General features: G+C 40.0%; 16 protein-coding genes. 4 read left to right on the forward strand and 12 right to left on the reverse strand.

From position 1 onward, the window contains the following. Nucleotides 1-26: 26 nt before the first annotated feature. From flgL to IEO70_RS09015, 10 genes are all read right to left on the reverse strand, one after another. Nucleotides 27-890 (reverse strand): flagellar hook-associated protein FlgL, encoded by an 864-nt coding sequence (flgL, locus tag IEO70_RS08970; protein ID WP_190998042.1) that lies wholly within the window; start codon nucleotides 888-890, stop codon nucleotides 27-29. Between the two features lie 14 nt (nucleotides 891-904). After that, complete coding sequence (flgK, locus tag IEO70_RS08975; RefSeq protein ID WP_190998043.1) at nucleotides 905-2530, reverse strand: flagellar hook-associated protein FlgK; 1626 nt, start codon at nucleotides 2528-2530, stop codon at nucleotides 905-907. A 44-nt stretch (nucleotides 2531-2574) separates the two neighbouring features. Further along, nucleotides 2575-3069, reverse strand: a complete 495-nt coding sequence (locus tag IEO70_RS08980; RefSeq protein WP_190998044.1) for a flagellar protein FlgN — start codon at nucleotides 3067-3069, stop codon at nucleotides 2575-2577. A gap of 12 nt (nucleotides 3070-3081) precedes the next feature. Further along, nucleotides 3082-3351, reverse strand: coding sequence for a flagellar biosynthesis anti-sigma factor FlgM (flgM, locus tag IEO70_RS08985; RefSeq protein WP_328820898.1), 270 nt, complete (start codon nucleotides 3349-3351; stop codon nucleotides 3082-3084). A 156-nt stretch (nucleotides 3352-3507) separates the two neighbouring features. Further along, entirely contained in the window at nucleotides 3508-3924 is a 417-nt protein-coding gene (locus IEO70_RS08990; RefSeq protein ID WP_190998045.1) for a TIGR03826 family flagellar region protein, read from the reverse strand. A gap of 20 nt (nucleotides 3925-3944) precedes the next feature. After that, a complete protein-coding gene (locus IEO70_RS08995) occupies nucleotides 3945-4631 on the reverse strand; it encodes a ComF family protein (RefSeq protein WP_190998046.1) in 687 nt (228 codons plus the stop codon). Further along, the gene (locus tag IEO70_RS09000; protein WP_190998047.1) at nucleotides 4624-5994 is read right to left on the reverse strand and encodes a DEAD/DEAH box helicase; all 1371 of its coding nucleotides are present in this window, start codon (nucleotides 5992-5994) and stop codon (nucleotides 4624-4626) included. The genes IEO70_RS08995 and IEO70_RS09000 overlap by 8 nt, the downstream gene beginning before the upstream one ends. Before the next feature lie 945 nt (nucleotides 5995-6939). Next, on the reverse strand, nucleotides 6940-7782 hold the full coding sequence (locus IEO70_RS09005) for a DegV family protein (protein ID WP_190998048.1): 843 nt from the start codon (nucleotides 7780-7782) through the stop codon (nucleotides 6940-6942). Between the two features lie 182 nt (nucleotides 7783-7964). Further along, a complete protein-coding gene (locus tag IEO70_RS09010; RefSeq protein WP_190998049.1) occupies nucleotides 7965-8648 on the reverse strand; it encodes a response regulator transcription factor in 684 nt (227 codons plus the stop codon). A 23-nt stretch (nucleotides 8649-8671) separates the two neighbouring features. Next, complete coding sequence (locus tag IEO70_RS09015; protein WP_190998050.1) at nucleotides 8672-9847, reverse strand: sensor histidine kinase; 1176 nt, start codon at nucleotides 9845-9847, stop codon at nucleotides 8672-8674. Nucleotides 9848-10298: 451 nt separating this feature from the next. On the opposite strand from IEO70_RS09015, the gene IEO70_RS09020 reads away from it, so the two are divergent. Both IEO70_RS09020 and IEO70_RS09025 read left to right on the forward strand, forming a co-directional pair. Beyond that, a complete protein-coding gene (locus IEO70_RS09020) occupies nucleotides 10299-10934 on the forward strand; it encodes a YigZ family protein (RefSeq protein WP_190998051.1) in 636 nt (211 codons plus the stop codon). A gap of 42 nt (nucleotides 10935-10976) precedes the next feature. Then, the gene (locus IEO70_RS09025) at nucleotides 10977-11960 is read left to right on the forward strand and encodes an LCP family protein (protein WP_190998052.1); all 984 of its coding nucleotides are present in this window, start codon (nucleotides 10977-10979) and stop codon (nucleotides 11958-11960) included. 22 nt (nucleotides 11961-11982) lie between these two features. Here the strand turns inward: IEO70_RS09025 and IEO70_RS20360 are convergent, their stop codons facing one another. Beyond that, a complete protein-coding gene (locus tag IEO70_RS20360) occupies nucleotides 11983-12114 on the reverse strand; it encodes a hypothetical protein (RefSeq protein ID WP_328820899.1) in 132 nt (43 codons plus the stop codon). Nucleotides 12115-12526: 412 nt separating this feature from the next. Between IEO70_RS20360 and IEO70_RS09030 the strand changes: the two genes are divergently transcribed. Continuing rightward, a complete protein-coding gene (locus IEO70_RS09030) occupies nucleotides 12527-13531 on the forward strand; it encodes an LCP family protein (protein WP_190998053.1) in 1005 nt (334 codons plus the stop codon). 507 nt (nucleotides 13532-14038) lie between these two features. Here IEO70_RS09030 and IEO70_RS09035 read toward each other — a convergent pair. Beyond that, the gene (locus IEO70_RS09035) at nucleotides 14039-15103 is read right to left on the reverse strand and encodes a glycosyltransferase family 4 protein (protein ID WP_190998054.1); all 1065 of its coding nucleotides are present in this window, start codon (nucleotides 15101-15103) and stop codon (nucleotides 14039-14041) included. A gap of 328 nt (nucleotides 15104-15431) precedes the next feature. On the opposite strand from IEO70_RS09035, the gene secA2 reads away from it, so the two are divergent. Continuing rightward, the gene (gene secA2 / locus IEO70_RS09040) at nucleotides 15432-17792 is read left to right on the forward strand and encodes an accessory Sec system translocase SecA2 (RefSeq protein WP_190998055.1); all 2361 of its coding nucleotides are present in this window, start codon (nucleotides 15432-15434) and stop codon (nucleotides 17790-17792) included. Nucleotides 17793-17813 lie beyond the last annotated feature (21 nt).

Genomic DNA, 17813 nt, shown 5'->3' on the forward strand with positions numbered 1-17813 from the left:
AAAAGCTATCCCAAAGGAATAGCTTCTTATCTTAAAAAGTCCATCAGTGTCGGCTGCATAATTTTCGCTCCAACACCTAGCGCTGCACGGTGAACACTTTCTTGAGTTGTCAAATCAATCAAAACTCTTTCCAAATCAACGTCTTCATTATCAGACAATATTCTCGTCGAAAAGATTTCTTGTTGAATCAAACGGGATTCCATCAAATCTACCCGATTTTGTCTAGCTCCTACTACTGCTCGATTAGTTAGAACAACATCTAGTTGTTGATCAATATCCGCTATAAAATTAGTAAAAGTTGCCGGGTCCGTATTGGGATCATCTATAGCTTGAGTTAGCTGATCAATTCCTTTAAACATATCCGAGAAAATACTTGCACCTTCTATATTTAGTGGGAGGGTTATTCCTGAAAAAACTTCTATTTCGACAGTGCCCGTTGCATTTAATAAATCATCGGACGGCCTTTGGTCCGTTTTAGTTCCCCCGAATATGTACTTATCTCCAACTTGCGTGTCAGCCAAATCACTAATCTGTTTTTTCAATTCTTTTATTTCAAGACCAATATAAGAACGCTGACTATCTTCGAGCGTTCCATTACTTACTTGAACAGTTAGCTCCCGAATTTTCTGTAGCGCATCTCCAACAGCACTCAATGCATCATCTGTGCTATTCACCCAGTTTTGTGATGTACTGATATTTTGTTGAAACTGTTCAATCTTATTTAAATCTGTACGATAAGACATTGCCAGCATTGCAGCTACAGGATCATCGGAAGGCTTATCGAATTTTTTCCCTGATACACTTTGATCGTTCAGTTTAGATAATTTACTATAACTTTGAGAAATATTACGCAATGTATTATTACTAATCATCGATTGTGTAACTCGCATTATCATTCAACCCCTTATATTCCAACTCTTCCCATGCCATTAATAACTCTGTCAAGCATCTCATCAACTACTGTAATATTCCTGGCCGAAGCATTGTAGGCATGCTGAAACCTAACCATATCGACCATTTCTTCATCTAAAGATACAGAAGACGCAGATTGTCTTCTTTGGTCGATAGTAGCTACCATAGTATCCGAGTTTTCCATATTTATTTCCGCACTTCTAGATTTGACCCCTAATGCTCCAATGATGCCAGAATATAATGTATCTATGTTGCCATTAACACCAGTTGGAATACTTGCGCTCGTCTCATAGTTTGTAAAATTTTTCGTCTTAATACTTGCCAATTTTTGTGCATTCGCATTATTCCCTGCGTCACCATTCGAGTACCCAGCAGCTATTTTACTTGGATTACCTACTATAGTCGGATTCACTTTAATTATTTGAGAAGCATTACCAATAGTATATTCATAATTATCTCCATTTTTAGTGATGTTAGGAGCATCAAATATAAAGAAATCTTCGTTACTTACTCCGCCATTCAGCTCATATCCTTCTCGATGCACGGCGTTAAATTCATTCACAAAGGTGATAAGCATCGTGTTTAAATCATTAATCATTTGCGGGTAGTGACCTTTTGAAGCTTCTCCATCCATATATCCGTAGTTTTCAATAAGGCCTGAAAGTTGCCCAGTCATTGTAAAATCACTGATATCAATCGCATTTGTCCCCACTTTAATATTAGATACCAAGTTTGTATTGGCATCTCTTTCAATCTCTATCATTGAGCGAACTTGAGCCCCATTTGTACGGTCAACCGATATTAAGTCAATAGGAGGTACATACGAAGAGCCGTCTTTATTTACCATTTCAATATTGTATATGCCTTCAGCTATCTTAAGAGCATTGCCATAGTCATTTGGTTTTACCGGCGTTATTTTCACATTCACATAACTCGATAATTCATCTACTAATATATCTCTTCTATCATATAAATCATTAGGAAGCATCCCAACAGGCTCAATCTCAGCAATTTGCGCATTCAAATCTTCTATTTGTTTAAGAAGATCATTCACTTTCCCCTGACTATTCGAATCTCCTGGAACCCCCACTATAGTCGAGATTTCTTTTTCTAAATCCTTTTGAATAGTGGTCAGTGAATTATAATAATAGTTAAACGTATCAGCTACTATTTGGCCATTAGCAGCAACAAGTGTGCGTGCTCCACTATTTTCACTATTGGCTGCTAACGTTTGAATAGCATTCCAAAACTCTTCCATAGCATAATGAAGACCGCTATCTGAAGGTTCATTCATGATTTCTTCCATTTTTACTAACGGTTCATTCAAAGAACTGTAATAGCCCAATTTATTATTTTGATTTCTAAACTGAATATCTGCAAATTGGTCCCTCACCCTCTGAATTGAACCTGACTCTACACCGGTTCCAAGTTGACCAGCAAAGTCTGGACGATTTAGACCTACTGCAGGATATGGTGTTGTTGTCGAAAAATTAACACGTTGTCTTGAATATCCCTCTGTATTGGCATTAGAGATATTATGCCCTACTGTACTTAACGCAGTTTGTTGAGTTACCATGCCGCGTCTTGCCGTTTCTAGTCCAAAAAATGTTGAGCGCATTTTTGATTTTCCTCCGTTTCTCCCGTCTTACTTTGTTCGCATTTTTATGCTTTCGAATCAAACATTGCTCTATTAACCAGCCCCTGCTTAGCGGCAGCTGGCTTCTCATAATTGAAGTTCGCTTGCTGATTTTGTGGTCGCAACATGTCGAGTGAAATGTTGATATATTGCAGGGAATGAAAAATGAGCTGTTGATTAAGACTGTTTTGATTTTTCAGTTCTTCAATAATGTGCAAAAGCTGATCTCTTTTGCTGATGAGCTGTTGTTTATCTTTTTCTGCTGCCACTTCCAACACGTCTTGGAAGTCATCAGATGTTTGTCTATTATGGGCTGCTAACAGCTTGATTACTTCTTGTTGGCGGGCGCTTTCGATTTGCTCGATTGCTTTCACATGTTTTTGCTCGGCGTTCAATAATGTGTTCAGCGAATCGATGTCATTCGTTTTGATAGCCTCCGTTTTTTGAGCAGTGAGTTTGTGGAGGCTGCTATGAAGCTGTATAAGCTGATCTAGTTGTTTGATAATAGTTGCAGCAGACATAGGGCGCCTCCTTTATTGTTTTTTATAGAAATTAAGAATGCCTTTTGCCGTTTCTTTCGCATTCAATGAATATGTGCCGTTCTCAATCGATAATTTAATTTCTTCCACTTTCGCTTCGCGTTGGGCAACTAGTGATGATGTTTGCTGAAGTTCTTTTGCTGTTGTTGAAATTTCGATTTTATCTTTGCCTAGTACAGATGATTTTTTCGCTTCATCTAGCATGTTGGCATTCTTTTTATATAGGTTAAAGCCTGTCGGGCCTAAGTTATTTATCTTCATCATTGCTTCCCTCACTTTCAGCACGTTTACATGTATTCTTATACTTAGTATCGGCAATTTAAGATGATGTTTTATGGTATTGTAACATTTTTTATCAAGCTCACTCCGCTTGCGGGTTTTTTAAAAAAAGAAACCACATGAACAAAGTCATGCAGTCCTCTACTTTTTGTCTTTGAATAAGTATGTGTTTGCTCGGTTTCTTTCTTCAATCTCTCGTTGGCGTTTTTCGTCTTCTTGGACAATTTTCAGTTGAGAGCGCAATTCGTTCGCGCAGTTGCTGCAAAGGATGCCTTCTTGAATGGTTGCGCCGCATTTGTCGCATTTATAGCCAAGGTTCGGAAATTGAGCCAGGCGCAGTCTTCTGCTTTTAATAAATTTGATCAGCAGATCCTCATCTACCTCTGTCGCTTCTACAACTTGCTCAATCGTTGCTGTCCTATTTTCTCTTTTACGAATGAATTTGTACACCTTATCGAATAATTTCTCCTCTTCCTGAAAGCAAGAGTGACAAACATCACGATAAGGCGTCTTCGTAAATATCGTTCCGCATTTAGGGCAGTTTGCCAATTCTCCCATAATGATTTCCTCCTGACCGTTCATCTGGATAACGTCATTGATATTATCCTTGCTGCACCGGCATTTTTTAGTACCTTTGCAGCATGACGAATTGTAGAACCTGTGGTATAAATATCGTCCATTAGAAGGATTTGTTTACCATTAATCGTTTCTAGATCTTGAATTTCAAACAGATTGGCCTGTTGCATCCGCTCTTCCCGCGATTTCTTCGACTGCTTCTCGCTATGCTTTCGCGAAAGCACATTTGTGACCGGCAAGCCAGCTACTGCAAGTAATGCCTCGCTTTGATTAAACCCTCTTTCAGATAAACGGGTTTCGCTTAGCGGAATCGGAATGTATAGATCAACCTTCATTTCAGCCGTGACTTTTTTGATGTCTGTTGCAAAAATTTTGGCAAGCGTGTAGTCTCCTCGGTACTTAAAGCGAGCAATCAGCTCTTTCATAAAGTCATTGTATTGGTAAAATGAAATATTGCACTCCAGCACACCTGACCATTCGGAATTATTCTCCCAACGCACGCAATCATAGCAAATATTGTCGATACTTTTTTCCGAAAGCATGCGGCAGCATTTTTTGCAGAAGGGTTCGACAAGATGCTCCAGGCTTCTTCGACAGTTCTCGCACAGGCTATTTTTGTCGAAAAGGTGCGTCCAGGTGAAAGAAGACGACGAGACTGTTTGGCAATACAGGCACACTTCATTAAACATCGATCAACCCTCGCTTTCTCGCTTCATGGTTCATTTTGCGGATTTGCTTCACCGCCCGCACCATTGCAAGTGTCTTACCATAATGAAAAAAGACAATATCGCCCGTTGGATGCTCCGAGCTTCTGCCAACGCGGCCGGCAATTTGTACTAATGCACTCTCTGTAAAAATATCTTCTTCTGCACCGATGACAGCAACATGCAGTCTCGGAATGGTCACTCCTCTTTCTAATATCGTTGTTGTCAGCAAACCCAATGTCTGTTCGTTTCGGAGTTTGATCACCTTTTCTTTACGAAGCGGATCTTCCGCATAAACAGATTGCAGGTCTGGGTATTCTGTCTGGAATAAAGGCAAGTGACTATTCATCAGATTAATATTCGGAAAGAAAATGAGAAATGGTGTATTGGTTTGCAGTTTTTCTTTGTACCAGCGGAGAAGGGGCGCAGAGATTATATTTTTTTGAAACTGTTTCTTCCAGTTGCCAACCCAGCAGAAGCGTGGAACAGGGAGAGCGTAGCGATGGAAACGAGCGGGAATTGTAACACGCGCAATATTGGCTCTCTGCAGTTTCCTTGATGGAGTGGCAGTCAAAAGGACGAGAGCAGATTTAGTTTTGCGCGATTTTTCTACTGCGAATTGCAGCGAGGCATCCATTGAATAAGGAAAAGCATCAACTTCATCAACTATGATGGTGTCAAAGGCATGCTGATAGCGAAGCAGCTGATGGGTAGTGCTAATAACAAGCTGGGCACAAATATGTTTTTCCTCGCTGTTTCCATAAAGCGCAGCAATCATCGTATCCGGAAAGGCTCGTTTTAAGCGAGGAGCAAGTTCTAAGACGACGTCCGTCCGGGGTGTAGCAATGCAGACCCGCTTACCGGCAGCAATCGCTTCAGCAATACCATGAAACAGCACTTCTGTTTTACCGGCGCCGCACACAGCCCACACTAGACAGGTGCCATTTTGTTGAATTGTCTTCACCACTTTATTGGATGCTATTTGCTGGCCTGGCGATAACTGTCCTTTCCATTGAAGGGGATCTGGGTTAGGTGGGAAATTCGGGGAAGGACCTTTCCATGTAACGAGTTGCGCGCAGCTTTGCGATTTGCCCATCATAATGCAGTTGCGACAGTATGTGCACAATTGCTGGCAGCGGGCGCATGGATGTCTGGAAAATTGATGAGGTTTTGAGGCACCGCAACGATGGCATTGATTTTCAGAAAGAGCGGGGCTGTATTGAATATAGCCGTGTTTGTGGTGATCATTCAGGAGATGGGCATACGGTTGCAGCTCATCAAGCAGAAGCGCCTTGCCATAGAGGATTTGCTGAAGCTCGGATGAAGGGATAAATTGAGGTTTGTTCAAATGGTTATTCCTCCTTTATTTGAATTTGCCTTTACTATTCGACAGAGAATACGTTCAATTCCTTGCTTCTTACAGAAAAATTTGTGACAAATTGTAAAATTGATGCAAATATTGGTTGGATATTTATAAAAACTGGCTATTTGTTAACAAAATCTGCCTAGAACTGCCAAAGTTGGCCGTTTTAATGAGCGGCGGAGATTGGAGGAGAGCGGTCAAAAATATGTTATGAGTCTTCGTAGAAAATTTGAGAGCGGTGGCTCAAGATTTGAGAGTCGTCGTACGGGATTTGAGAGCGGTGACGGGAAACTTGAGAGTGCCCCCAACACATTGAGAGCTAGTGATTATACTTAAGAGCCCACTCTACAATTTGAGCGGATGCACAGAAATCCGAGTGGATATAACAAAAAAACGGAACCCCACCATAACTAATGGGAATTCCGGATTTCATTTTGCAAAAAAGAAAGTGTATATTTTTGAACTTAGATAGCTGTCTAGCCTTACACCTACCATGCTCGGAGGTCTACAGGATGTAGGTCATATCGGCGAAGACATGCGGACATGGCGCCTCTAGCCGATGTTCCTTTTAGCTGCCTCCGCCAAGAAACCAAAGGCGGGTTTATTGTGTGGGGCTCTCACAATGAGAGTCACAGCGACCAGCCAGTTTTCATCTCCGATTAGACATCTCTGATTATCTTGTCAAATTCATGACTGGCAAGTGATGAATTTGACAGCTCGAGGTCATAAGCCAAATCACTCCAGAAATTTTACAATTTCCTATGTGATTCGACTTATGCTGGTCGGGGCTGAACGGGCCGCTTCCGCTTTTCATTTCCCGCATGGCTCCTTTTTGATTTGCAACCCGATTAAAAAGGTAACTCATCTTAAGTTATCTGCAAATCTTGAGTATACGCCTCACCTAAAAGGAACGGTGATGGTTTTCTTATATTATTTCTTATACCATCCAATACCAACTGCACCTTCGCCTAGGTGTGTGCCGATTACTGGTCCGAAGTAGCTTGTGTTGAAGTTTACGTTCGGATATTTTGCTTCCAGCTGTTGTTTTAACTCAAGCGCTTGTGCTTCACCGTTAGCTTCGATGATGACGCATTCCATTGGAACACCCGAAGATGCATCTTCTTCAAATAGCTCGACAATTCGGTTGATCGCTTTTTTGCGTGTGCGAATTTTTTCGAACGGAACAATTTTCTTGTCCTGGAAGTGCAGAACCGGCTTCACTTGTAACAGGCTGCCGATAATCGCTTGAGCACTGCTAAGACGACCGCCGCGCTGTAGGTTTGTCAGGTCATCAACCATGAAGTATGCTCGAACAGACTTTTTAATTTCATCCAAGCGTGCGATAATTGCTTCTGGATCTGCTCCTTCTAAAGCCATTTTCGCAGCTTCAATGACATAGAACCCTTCCACGCTGCAAGCAAGTTCAGAGTCAAAGCTGTATACTTTAATGTCATCGACCATTTCTCCGCTAGTGATAGAACCTTGGAAAGTGCCGCTTATGCCACTTGAAAGGTGGATACAGATGACCGCATCATAGTCTTTAGCCAGCTCTTCAAATTTTTCTACAAATAAGCCAATCGGCGGCATTGATGTAGTGGGCAGTTGCCCAGTCTCTTTAATCTTTTTAAAAAATTCCTCTGCCGTAATGTCAATTTCTTCACGGTATGTTTCCGTACCGAAGACAACACTTAAAGGAACCATATGTATGTTTAACTGATCGCGAATTTCCTTTGGAATATACGCTGTACTATCTGTTACAATAGCCGTTCTCATAAAATAGTACCTACCTTATTTAATTTTGTTCTTTCATTATATGATATCCATTTTACTTGAAAAACCGTAAGTTTGCATTAAAATGTTATCTCTCAGCAGTTAAACTACTTTCCAAACAGAAAAAAGCTTTCTGAAGCTTAGGGCATGTGACCTTATCGCTTGAGAAAACCTTTTAGCAATACTTATTTTACTTCGACCCAGCTGCTCTTGATTGCCATAATTACAGCTTGTGTACGATCGTTTACGTTCATTTTTTGCAAAATATTACTTACGTGGTTTTTCACTGTTTTTTCGGAAATATACAATGTCTCACCGATTCCACGGTTACTTTGGCCGTCAGCAAGCAGTTGCAGCACTTCACATTCTCTTCTCGTCAGCAAATGCAGCGGTCGTCTCACTTCTGCACCGAATGAATAGCGTTGCTCGGACGCCGGTACAGTTGCTAAACGGCGGTATTCTCTCACTAAGTTATGCGTTACGCGCGGATGAAGATAAGATCCGCCATCAGCGACCACTTTTACAGCATCTATCAGGGCGTCGGCATCCATTTCTTTCAGCAAGTAGCCTGTCGCACCTGTCTGCAATGCATGCGTCACATAGTTTTCATCGTCATGAATCGATAAGATGATTACTTTCGTATCCGGGAACTTCTCAATCAGTTCCTTCGTTGCTTCGATACCGTTTATTTTCGGCATGTTGATATCCATAATGACCACGTCCGGCTTATATGTCTCAACCAATTGTACGGCATCAGTACCGTCATCACCTTCTGCTACTACTTCAAACGTTGATTCAAAATCCAAAATTCTTTTTACCCCTTCACGAAACAATTGATGGTCATCAATTATGACAATTTTTTTATTCAACGCTATCCCTCCCCTATCTCTTATTATTTAAGGTTCTTTATAACATATTGTTTTTCGTCTATTTGATACGGAATATGAATCATGACCACAGTGCCTCGTCCGATTACAGAGTCGAAGTTGATGCTGCCGTTCAGAAGATCAACCCGCTCCTTCATACCGATTATCCCGAATGAGCCTTCCTGCTGCAGCTCTTGATCAAATCCCTTTCCATCATCTTTAATTATTGCAATAGCTGTATCATTCCGAAGCTCAAGTTTCACCTTCACGAGTGTCGCATCCGCATGCTTCAGCGTGTTTTGGACAGACTCTTGAATTAAACGAAACAACGCAATTTCAAGCTTTGACGGTAAACGAATTTCTTTGCCTAAATTGATAAATTCAATTTTGGTTGTTTTTGCATAATCTTCAATTGTCTGCAAATATTTACGCAGTGTCGGCACTAGTCCCAAATCATCCAATGCCATAGGGCGCAAATCATAAATGATTCTCCTCACCTCATATAGAGCGTTGCGCACCATCTTTTTCATCTCGCGAATCTCTTTAATCGCTTCATCAGGACCGCGCTCCCGGAAAATGCGGTCAATGAGATCAGAACGCATCATCACGTTAGCCATCATTTGCGCCGGACCGTCATGAATTTCCCTGGATAAACGTTTGCGCTCTTCTTCTTGCGCTTCAATAATCTTAAATCCATATTCTTGCTGTCGTTTGGCATCTTGAAGTATTTCACCAATTTGAGCAAGATCGCTCGTCAAGTAATTTTCGACAATCGAGATTTGCGACACCAGTTTTTCGGCCCGATCAATTGTTGCCTTTAAACCAATTAAACGCCGCTCCAAATCGTCCCGCTTTGTTCTCAGTTGCTTCTCCGTCTGCCTGTTAATTTGCAGATCTACTTGCAACGCATGAGCCTTTTCATATGCTTTAAGTATTTGTTCTTCGCTATATGTCTTAAAATGTTGGCTGACCTCCGATAAATACTTTCTGGAAAGTCGCGCTTGCTTCTCTAACCTGTCACCTTCATCTATTATGAGAATCACCTGTTGCCTGATTTGCTCGAGCTCTTCAAACAGCGTTTCGAATTCACGACGGCTCTGCTCACCTATAGCAAATATCTCGCTTTTACTGTTTTCAACAACGTCCACCATTTTTTCAAGTATTCGATCAATTACATTGATGTCTACATTTTTAATAGACATATGGATTCCTCCAGCTTCCCTAACAAACTAATATACAAGCCGCAAAGTTTTATTGGAATTAATAGAATGTTCTTGCTTATTATACCAGTAGTAAGCATCTTTTTTATCATCACCTGCAGAAAATTCGCTGTTTATTTGCTGAAAGCACCTTTTCATTTACAGTAATATACGATAATAACGTATTATTACTACTATTTTATAGATTTCACACTAATTTTTACATATGCCTTTTATACTATTCCTTGGGTAAAATCGCCTTTTTAACAGTAAAATCTATATAAATTACTTTTTTTTCCATTCAATTATAACATGCTTTATTGCTTTTTTTAAAAAAATTTCACTTTACTCACCAAAAGCTTTGCCCCATTGAACCATTATGCTCGGCAGATTATAATAGAATAGTTACTAAAATAATGAAATCGGTCGAATACTTTAAACAAGGAGGGCAGAAATGCTGCAGGACTACTTGACAGTGAAAGAATACGGCGAGCATGAGATTGTCATTCAAAAATCTCGTTTCATCGCCTACATTACTCGCGCTACTACTGAAGAAGAGGCGCAAAATTTTATTGCATTAATCAAAAAGAAGCATTGGGATGCAACGCACAACTGCTCTGCGTATATGATCGGCGAGCATGACCAAATACAGAAAGCAAATGATGACGGAGAACCGAGTGGTACTGCCGGAGTCCCTATGCTTGAAGTGCTGAAAAAAAGAGAGCTGAAAGACACAGTTGTTGTCGTGACACGCTACTTCGGCGGCATCAAACTTGGTGGCGGCGGACTGATTCGCGCATACGGCAAGGCAACTTCTGAAGGATTGAACGCAATTGGCGTCGTCAGAAGAAAACTAAACCGCGTCATGCATACGACAATTGACTATACATGGCTTGGCAAATTGGAGAATGAGCTTCGTTCATCACGTTATAATTTGAAAGAAATTCACTATCTTGATAAAGTAGAAATCGAAACATTTGTAGAAGAAAATGAAACAGAGCAATTTGAAGCATGGATGACCGAGATGACTAACGGTCAATGCAAATTGAAGAAAGGTGAGCTTGTTTACAAAGAAGAGCTCCTGCTTTAAATGGCATATTAGCTGAGTTTCAATCTAAAGGGAGAAATTAGTATGGAACAAACGAGAAGCGATAAGAACAAAAGAAAAAAGAAAGTATGGAAAAAGATCATACTTTTCTTCATGCTGATTTTGCTGACTGTTGGCTGTTACGCAGGGTATATATTCTACCAAACGTTACAAGCAGCCAATGATTCCTTCAGTGCCCTGGACCGAGGTGATAAATCAGACCTTCGGGATGAAGCAGTCACTTTCGGGAAAGAACCGGTATCGATATTGCTTCTTGGTATCGAAGATTACGCCACCGGCGGATCTGGTGGTCGTTCAGATACAATTATGGTCGCAACTTTCAATCCGGATTTGAAAACAATGAAGCTCCTTAGTATCCCTCGTGATACGAAAGTGTACATCCCAAGCCGGGATAAATACGACAAAATCAACCATTCATTTAATGACGGCAAAGAATCTACAATTGAAACTGTCGAAGAGTTTCTCGACATCCCTATTGATTACTATGCTACCGTTAACTTTGAAGGCTTTAAAAACATCATTGATGAAATTGGAGGCGTTGATGTAGAAGTTCCGTTTGATTTTTGGGAGTACACAGACAAATGGCCACAAGAAAAGATATACTTTAAAGAAGGCTTAAGCCATCTTAACGGAGAAGAGGCCCTAGCCTATGCGCGCATGAGGCAACGGGACCCAAATGGAGACTTCGGTCGAAATGAACGACAGAAACAAATCATCAGCGCCATGATTGATTCCATCATTTCACCTAAAAACTTACTTAAAATTGATGAAATCGCTAAACATGCCAGCACTAATACTGAAACAAATATTAAAGCAAGCGAAGGTATTTCATTCATTACAAAATTCAAATCCTTCACTTCAGACAATATTAAAAGCTTAACTATAGAAGGTACAGGTGGCAAGGATCCTATATCAGGAATTTATTACTATATACCAGATGAAGATGCGTTGGAAAAATTAAAATCTGAGCTTCAAAATCACTTGGAATACAAAACATTAAATAATTAAACTCTTCTTAAAAAGACTGCCTCTATTTAAAGAGTACCCCTTGTAAAGGGCATTTTGAAAAAAAATAGGCAACTTCTTGAAGCAGCTGTCTGTATTTTGCAGGCGGCAGCTTTTTTAAGTTCCATTGACCCCGATCATGATTGAAATAAACCATATAACTCTTTAAGAGACTGCCATCAAAATTAAACTGTAGCCTATAAGATAGACACTTGAAAAAGTCTATCCTATAGGCTACTTTTGTTTATAATTGAGAAAAAAGATGTCGGAGCGGGATGAAATGGCAAAAAGATATTTTACGAAAAAAGAACAATTAAAATGTAATCCAAATGTACAAGCGGTTATTGAGAAAGCCATTACGTATAAAGACGAATTCAAACGACATTTTATTGCGGAACACGTGACATTTTTGCTACTTTTCCCAAAACGATATGCTACACATTACTCCAACATCAACTACTCCTGTATCTCCATAAATAGTGATTTATATGATATGATAAAATAATATTTGTAATTAATATACCGGATAATTGATATCTATGAATTTTATATAAAAGGAGCTTTAACAAATGACGATGAATCGAAGGGTATACGTTGTTACGAAGAAAAAGAAAAAAAAGAAGATGCTGCGCAAATTCATTATCACACCATTGTTGCTGCTTTTTTTGGCAGGCGGTGCATATACTGCTTCTCTATACTCTAAAGCAGAGCAGGTAGCAAATAGCTCTTTTGAATCATTAGATGGCACTGATTTAAATGAAGCGGTTTTGGACAAAACAGTGAAAAATATATCCGTGTTGTTCATCGGAATTGATGACAGTGAAACACGATCCGGTGCCACCCGGTCGGATGCTCTAATTTTAGCTACTTTCAATAAAGAAGATAACTCCATTAAACTTATTAGCATCCCTCGTGATTCTTATGTGTATGTTCCGGAAACGGGTGATTATACAAAAATAAATCATGCTTATGCATACGGCGGTACAAAAGCAACAATTGATACTGTTGAGTCTTTACTGGATATTGATGTAGATTATTATGTCCGAATGAATTTTTATGCATTCATCGACGTTGTCGATGCTCTAGGCGGCGTGAAAGTAGATGTTCCTTATGATCTTACAGAGCAAGACTCAAACGACATGGAAACCATTACTCTTGAGGCCGGCACTCAAAATCTGAATGGTGAAGAAGCATTGGCTTTCGCACGTACGCGTAAACAGGATAATGACATGGAGCGAGGCAAACGACAACAAGAACTTATTGAAGCAATTATCTCAAAAGCAACTTCAGCCCAATCAGTCACAAAGTATGCCAATGTACTTGAAGCAATTGGCGACAATATGAAAACCGATTTGACGTTTACACAAATGAAAATATACTTAAGCTATTTCTTGACTCATTCTGATTTATCAGTCGATTCTTTACAGTTAGTGGGTAGCGACAGTACTATTGACGATATATACTATTACCAACTGGATGAGGTGAAGCTTGAGGAAATGATTGACCTTCTTCATGCGCATTTGAACGGTGAAACACTGATTACAGAAGAACCTGAAATGGCTTCTGAAGCATAGAGAAACCGGCACTGATCCTTTTTCATTTTGATTTCACTCCTTGATATTATCCTAATGAAAGAGCAGAAACAGTGCCTCAGTGCTACTTCCCCACATCTTTTTGGGTTGGTTAGATAAGGTACACATCGTGTAGGTCTTTGAGCATAGCAGACATCAATCTAGCTTCAAGGGTCTTACCCCATAAGAACTGCCCCTCTAATTGTTAGACACATCTAACAATTAGAGGGGCAATTTTTTTATGACTAAATTTACGAATGCTCATAAACTAGAGGCGGTTGCTAACACCAGACACAATCTGAAAGTGTAATCTAAATCGCAAAAACAATTGGAGCAAATCATGAAGTTGTGAGGATGTGGATTAAACAATTTGAATATCATGGAATCTACGGTCATCTATGAATGAAGGCAAAATAAAAAAATGAGTCCGGTGAAGTACCGAACTCATTTTACCCAAATAGCCTAAGCGAAATAACCGTGTCGGGGTCACTTCAATGGGATTCCTGCTTTTTATTTATCAGATGAATTGGATACATCCTTTGGTGATATCATCCGTAAGAGCGGTCTATAGCTATTTCCTCCAAGACCTACCTTCTCTGCAAAAATCTCAATTGATAGTAGTATGACGCCAATTATAAGCATTGCTCCCCATACAGTTGACATCGAAAATATAAATGCTACCAGTCCGAACGAAGCAGCCATTGCATATATAATCAGTACTGTCTGGCGATGTGAGTAACCAAGACGCAACATGCAATGATGTAAGTGGGATTTATCTGGTGCCGATAGCGGTTGTTTGTTAACAATACGTCTGATTATCGCAAAAAATGTATCAGAAATTGGAACACCGAGAATAATAATAGGGATAATTAAAGATAGAACCGTTACATTTTTGAAGCCCGAAAGCGATAAAACTGCAATCATGAATCCTAAAAATAATGCCCCTGTATCTCCCATGAATATTTTTGCCGGATGGAAGTTATACTTTAAGAATCCAAGGATGCTTCCAATCAGAATCGCTGAAATACTTAAAACGAATAGATCACCTTTTAGCATCGCCATTGCGGAAATAGTAATTAGCGCAATCCCAGAAACTCCGGCTGCCAATCCGTCGAGACCATCAATCAAGTTAATGGCATTTGTTATTCCAACAATCCACAAAATTGTTAATGGAATGCTCAATATACCAAGCTCAATACCACCGCCAAATGGAAGGTTGATGTAATCAACTTGAACACCGCCTAACACAACAACGAGTGCAGCTATAATTTGACCAATAAATTTTACCTTGGCTGATAATTCATACATGTCATCCAAGATGCCGAGGACAACGATAATGCATGCTCCCAGAAGGACAGCCATCGTGCCAATTTGATCATCTTGCGGACGTAAAATTGCCATCCCGATCAGGAAGCTGATAAATATAGCTAAGCCGCCAAGTCGCGGCATAATTTTTTGATGAACCTTGCGATGATTGGGCTTGTCAGTAGCACCAATTTTGAATGCCAATTTTCTAACTAATGGTGTTATAATCAGCGAAGCAATAAAGCATAGTAACAAGGTAAGGTAAACCATGAAGTACCTCCTCAATCAATATCATAACCAATAATTATGGATTTTAATTTGTCAATTGTGACTTTAAAATGAAGAGAATGGATATCAATCCTTTTCTACATACTAGAACACATTAAACCCATTCTAGCATATTTTACTGAATCACAAGCAAACTTTCAAACTATTTTTCTGGAAGAAGTTTAAAATATCAGTCAATTGGTCTTTAATTATACTCTTTTTCTTACATATAAGCCGGCAACTATATACATTAGTAATTATAAATTAATTTTGTTAAGATAAGTATAATGAATCAATAGAAATTTTTTACAATAAAAGGAGCACTATAATTATGTTATCCTTTTTCAAAAATGAACAAAGAACTCAACAAAAACAGTTAAAGAAGTACCAAAAGAAAGTCAACCAAATTAACGCACTTGAACCCAAATACACAGCATTCACAGACGAGCAGCTAAGAGACATGACAAGTACATTTAAACAACAACTGAATGACGGCAAAAAAATCGTGGACATCATTCCTGATGCATTTGCGGTTGTTCGTGAAGCATCTAAACGTGTTTTAGGGTTGCGTCATTTTGATGTACAGCTTATTGGCGGTCTTGTTCTATGCGAAGGAAATATTTCAGAGATGGCTACCGGAGAGGGAAAAACACTGGTCGCTTCATTGCCGAGTTATGTACTGGCGCTTGAAGGGAAGGGCGTTCATGTCATTACCGTCAATGAGTACTTAGCGCAGCGCGACCGTGAGATTATCGGTCAAATCCACGAATTCCTAGGCTTGACTGTAGGTCTTAACTTACCGATGATGCAGCCCCAGGAAAAGCAAGCGGCATATAGGGCCGATATTACGTATGGCGTAGGGACTGAATTCGGATTTGATTATTTACGTGATAACCTTGTCAGTAATCCAGCTGAAAAGGTTCAGCGACCGTACCACTTTGCTATTATCGACGAGGTGGATAGCGTACTGATCGATGAAGCAAAAACCCCCCTGATTATCGCAGGAAAAATGGCATCCAACACCGATCTTCACTACATCTCAGCCCGCCTGGCAAAATCCTTTGAAAAAGATATTCATTATACATTTGATGAAGAAACGAAAGCGACAAGTCTGACCGACGAAGGGATTGAAAAAGTAGAAAAGTCTTTCGACGTCGATAATTTATATGCAATTGAACACCAAACACTATACCACTATGTAATTCAAGGTGTTCGTGCGCATGTCATGTTCAAACGCGATGTAGATTATATCGTTAAAGAAGGTAAAATCCTGCTTGTCGATATGTTTACAGGACGCATCATGGAAGGGCGTTCTTTAAGCGATGGATTGCATCAGGCAATCGAGGCAAAAGAAGGCCTTGTTCTTACAGAAGAAAATAAAACTCAAGCTTCTGTAACGATTCAAAACTATTTCAGAATGTATCCGATGATGGCCGGCATGACCGGAACAGCTAAGACGGAAGAAAAAGAATTCAACCAAGTATATGGTATGCAAGTTGTTTCGATTCCGACAAATCGTCCAAAACAACGCATCGACCATCCGGATCGCATTTATTTAACAACAGAGCAAAAGTATAAAGCAATGATCAAAAAAGTAAAAGAATGCCACGCAACCGGACAACCGATACTAATCGGCACCACTTCTATATTACAGTCTGAAAGGGTTGCAAAGTATTTGCAAAAAGAAAACCTGAAATATGAAATTTTGAATGCGAAGAGCGTTGAGCAAGAAGTCCGCCTCATTTCATTGGCCGGACAAAAAGGTCAAATTACGATTGCAACAAATATGGCCGGTCGTGGGACCGACATATTACTCGGCGAAGGCGTAGACAAGCTTGGCGGTCTATTCGTTCTTGGAACAGAGAAGCACGAAAGCCGCCGTGTCGATAACCAACTGCGCGGGCGCTCCGGACGCCAAGGTAATCCCGGTGCCAGTGAATTCTACATCTCACTTCAAGATGATATGTTCCGCCGCTTTGCCAGTGAAGAAATAGAAAAAATACAGAAAAAGTTAACGGCCGATGCTGAAGGTCTAGTTACAAGCAAAAATATTTTAGAGTTTGTCGACCGTACACAACGTATCGTTGAAGGTTCTTTCTATTCTATGCGTGAATACAACTTGAAGCTGGACGATGTCATTAATGAGCAGCGTAACATCATTTACACATTGCGTAATAGAATGATTGCTGAAGAAGATTTAATCGAACTTGCAAACCAATTCATTTCACGATCTGTCAAAAATGAAATTGGGCAAATAGCGATTGAAGATGTTGACCCTGAAGATTGGAATATGCACGAACTGGAATTGGAGCTTAAAGCTTTATTGGCTAGCGATGAACTTTCACTGCCGGACACTGTTCGCTCACAGCAAGACTTATTTGACTTTTTACGTCCATCCAAGGAAAGCCATGCCCGACAGTTGCAAGCACTGAAAGAAAATCAAACATTCCAGCATTCATTAAAATACATGATGCTAAGCAGATTAGATCTCTGTTGGATTACACATCTTGAGCTGATGACACGCTTAAAGGAAGGAATCAGTCTGCGTTCATACCAGCAAGAGGATCCGCTCCGTATCTATCAAAGAGAAGGTTTGGAGCTATTCACTCTTTCCTATAACAAAATAGCTAAACATATTGCATTAGACGCAGCGAATGCAGTAAGAGCCACTCAGCAGGAAGAAGCTGTATAATCAACGGGTTAGGGAGATCAA

Source organism: Peribacillus faecalis, from assembly GCF_014712675.1.
In the GTDB taxonomy this organism is placed as follows: domain Bacteria; phylum Bacillota; class Bacilli; order Bacillales; family DSM-1321; genus Bacillus_AD; species Bacillus_AD faecalis.

Bases quoted from the DNA above. Each gene is read 5' to 3' on its own strand.
- secA2 (WP_190998055.1), top strand. From the start codon at position 15,432: ATGTTATCCTTTTTCAAAAATGAACAAAGAACTCAACAAAAACAGTTA.
- IEO70_RS09015 (WP_190998050.1), bottom strand. From the start codon at position 9,847: ATGTCTATTAAAAATGTAGACATCAATGTAATTGATCGAATACTTGAA.
- IEO70_RS08990 (WP_190998045.1), bottom strand. From the start codon at position 3,924: ATGGGAGAATTGGCAAACTGCCCTAAATGCGGAACGATATTTACGAAG.
- IEO70_RS09005 (WP_190998048.1), bottom strand. From the start codon at position 7,782: ATGAGAACGGCTATTGTAACAGATAGTACAGCGTATATTCCAAAGGAA.
- IEO70_RS09035 (WP_190998054.1), bottom strand. From the start codon at position 15,103: ATGGTTTACCTTACCTTGTTACTATGCTTTATTGCTTCGCTGATTATA.
- flgK (WP_190998043.1), bottom strand. From the start codon at position 2,530: ATGCGCTCAACATTTTTTGGACTAGAAACGGCAAGACGCGGCATGGTA.
- IEO70_RS08995 (WP_190998046.1), bottom strand. From the start codon at position 4,631: ATGTTTAATGAAGTGTGCCTGTATTGCCAAACAGTCTCGTCGTCTTCT.
- IEO70_RS09030 (WP_190998053.1), top strand. From the start codon at position 12,527: ATGACGATGAATCGAAGGGTATACGTTGTTACGAAGAAAAAGAAAAAA.
- IEO70_RS08980 (WP_190998044.1), bottom strand. From the start codon at position 3,069: ATGTCTGCTGCAACTATTATCAAACAACTAGATCAGCTTATACAGCTT.
- flgM (WP_328820898.1), bottom strand. From the start codon at position 3,351: ATGATGAAGATAAATAACTTAGGCCCGACAGGCTTTAACCTATATAAA.
- flgL (WP_190998042.1), bottom strand. From the start codon at position 890: ATGCGAGTTACACAATCGATGATTAGTAATAATACATTGCGTAATATT.
- IEO70_RS09025 (WP_190998052.1), top strand. From the start codon at position 10,977: ATGGAACAAACGAGAAGCGATAAGAACAAAAGAAAAAAGAAAGTATGG.
- IEO70_RS09020 (WP_190998051.1), top strand. From the start codon at position 10,299: ATGCTGCAGGACTACTTGACAGTGAAAGAATACGGCGAGCATGAGATT.
- IEO70_RS20360 (WP_328820899.1), bottom strand. From the start codon at position 12,114: ATGGTTTATTTCAATCATGATCGGGGTCAATGGAACTTAAAAAAGCTG.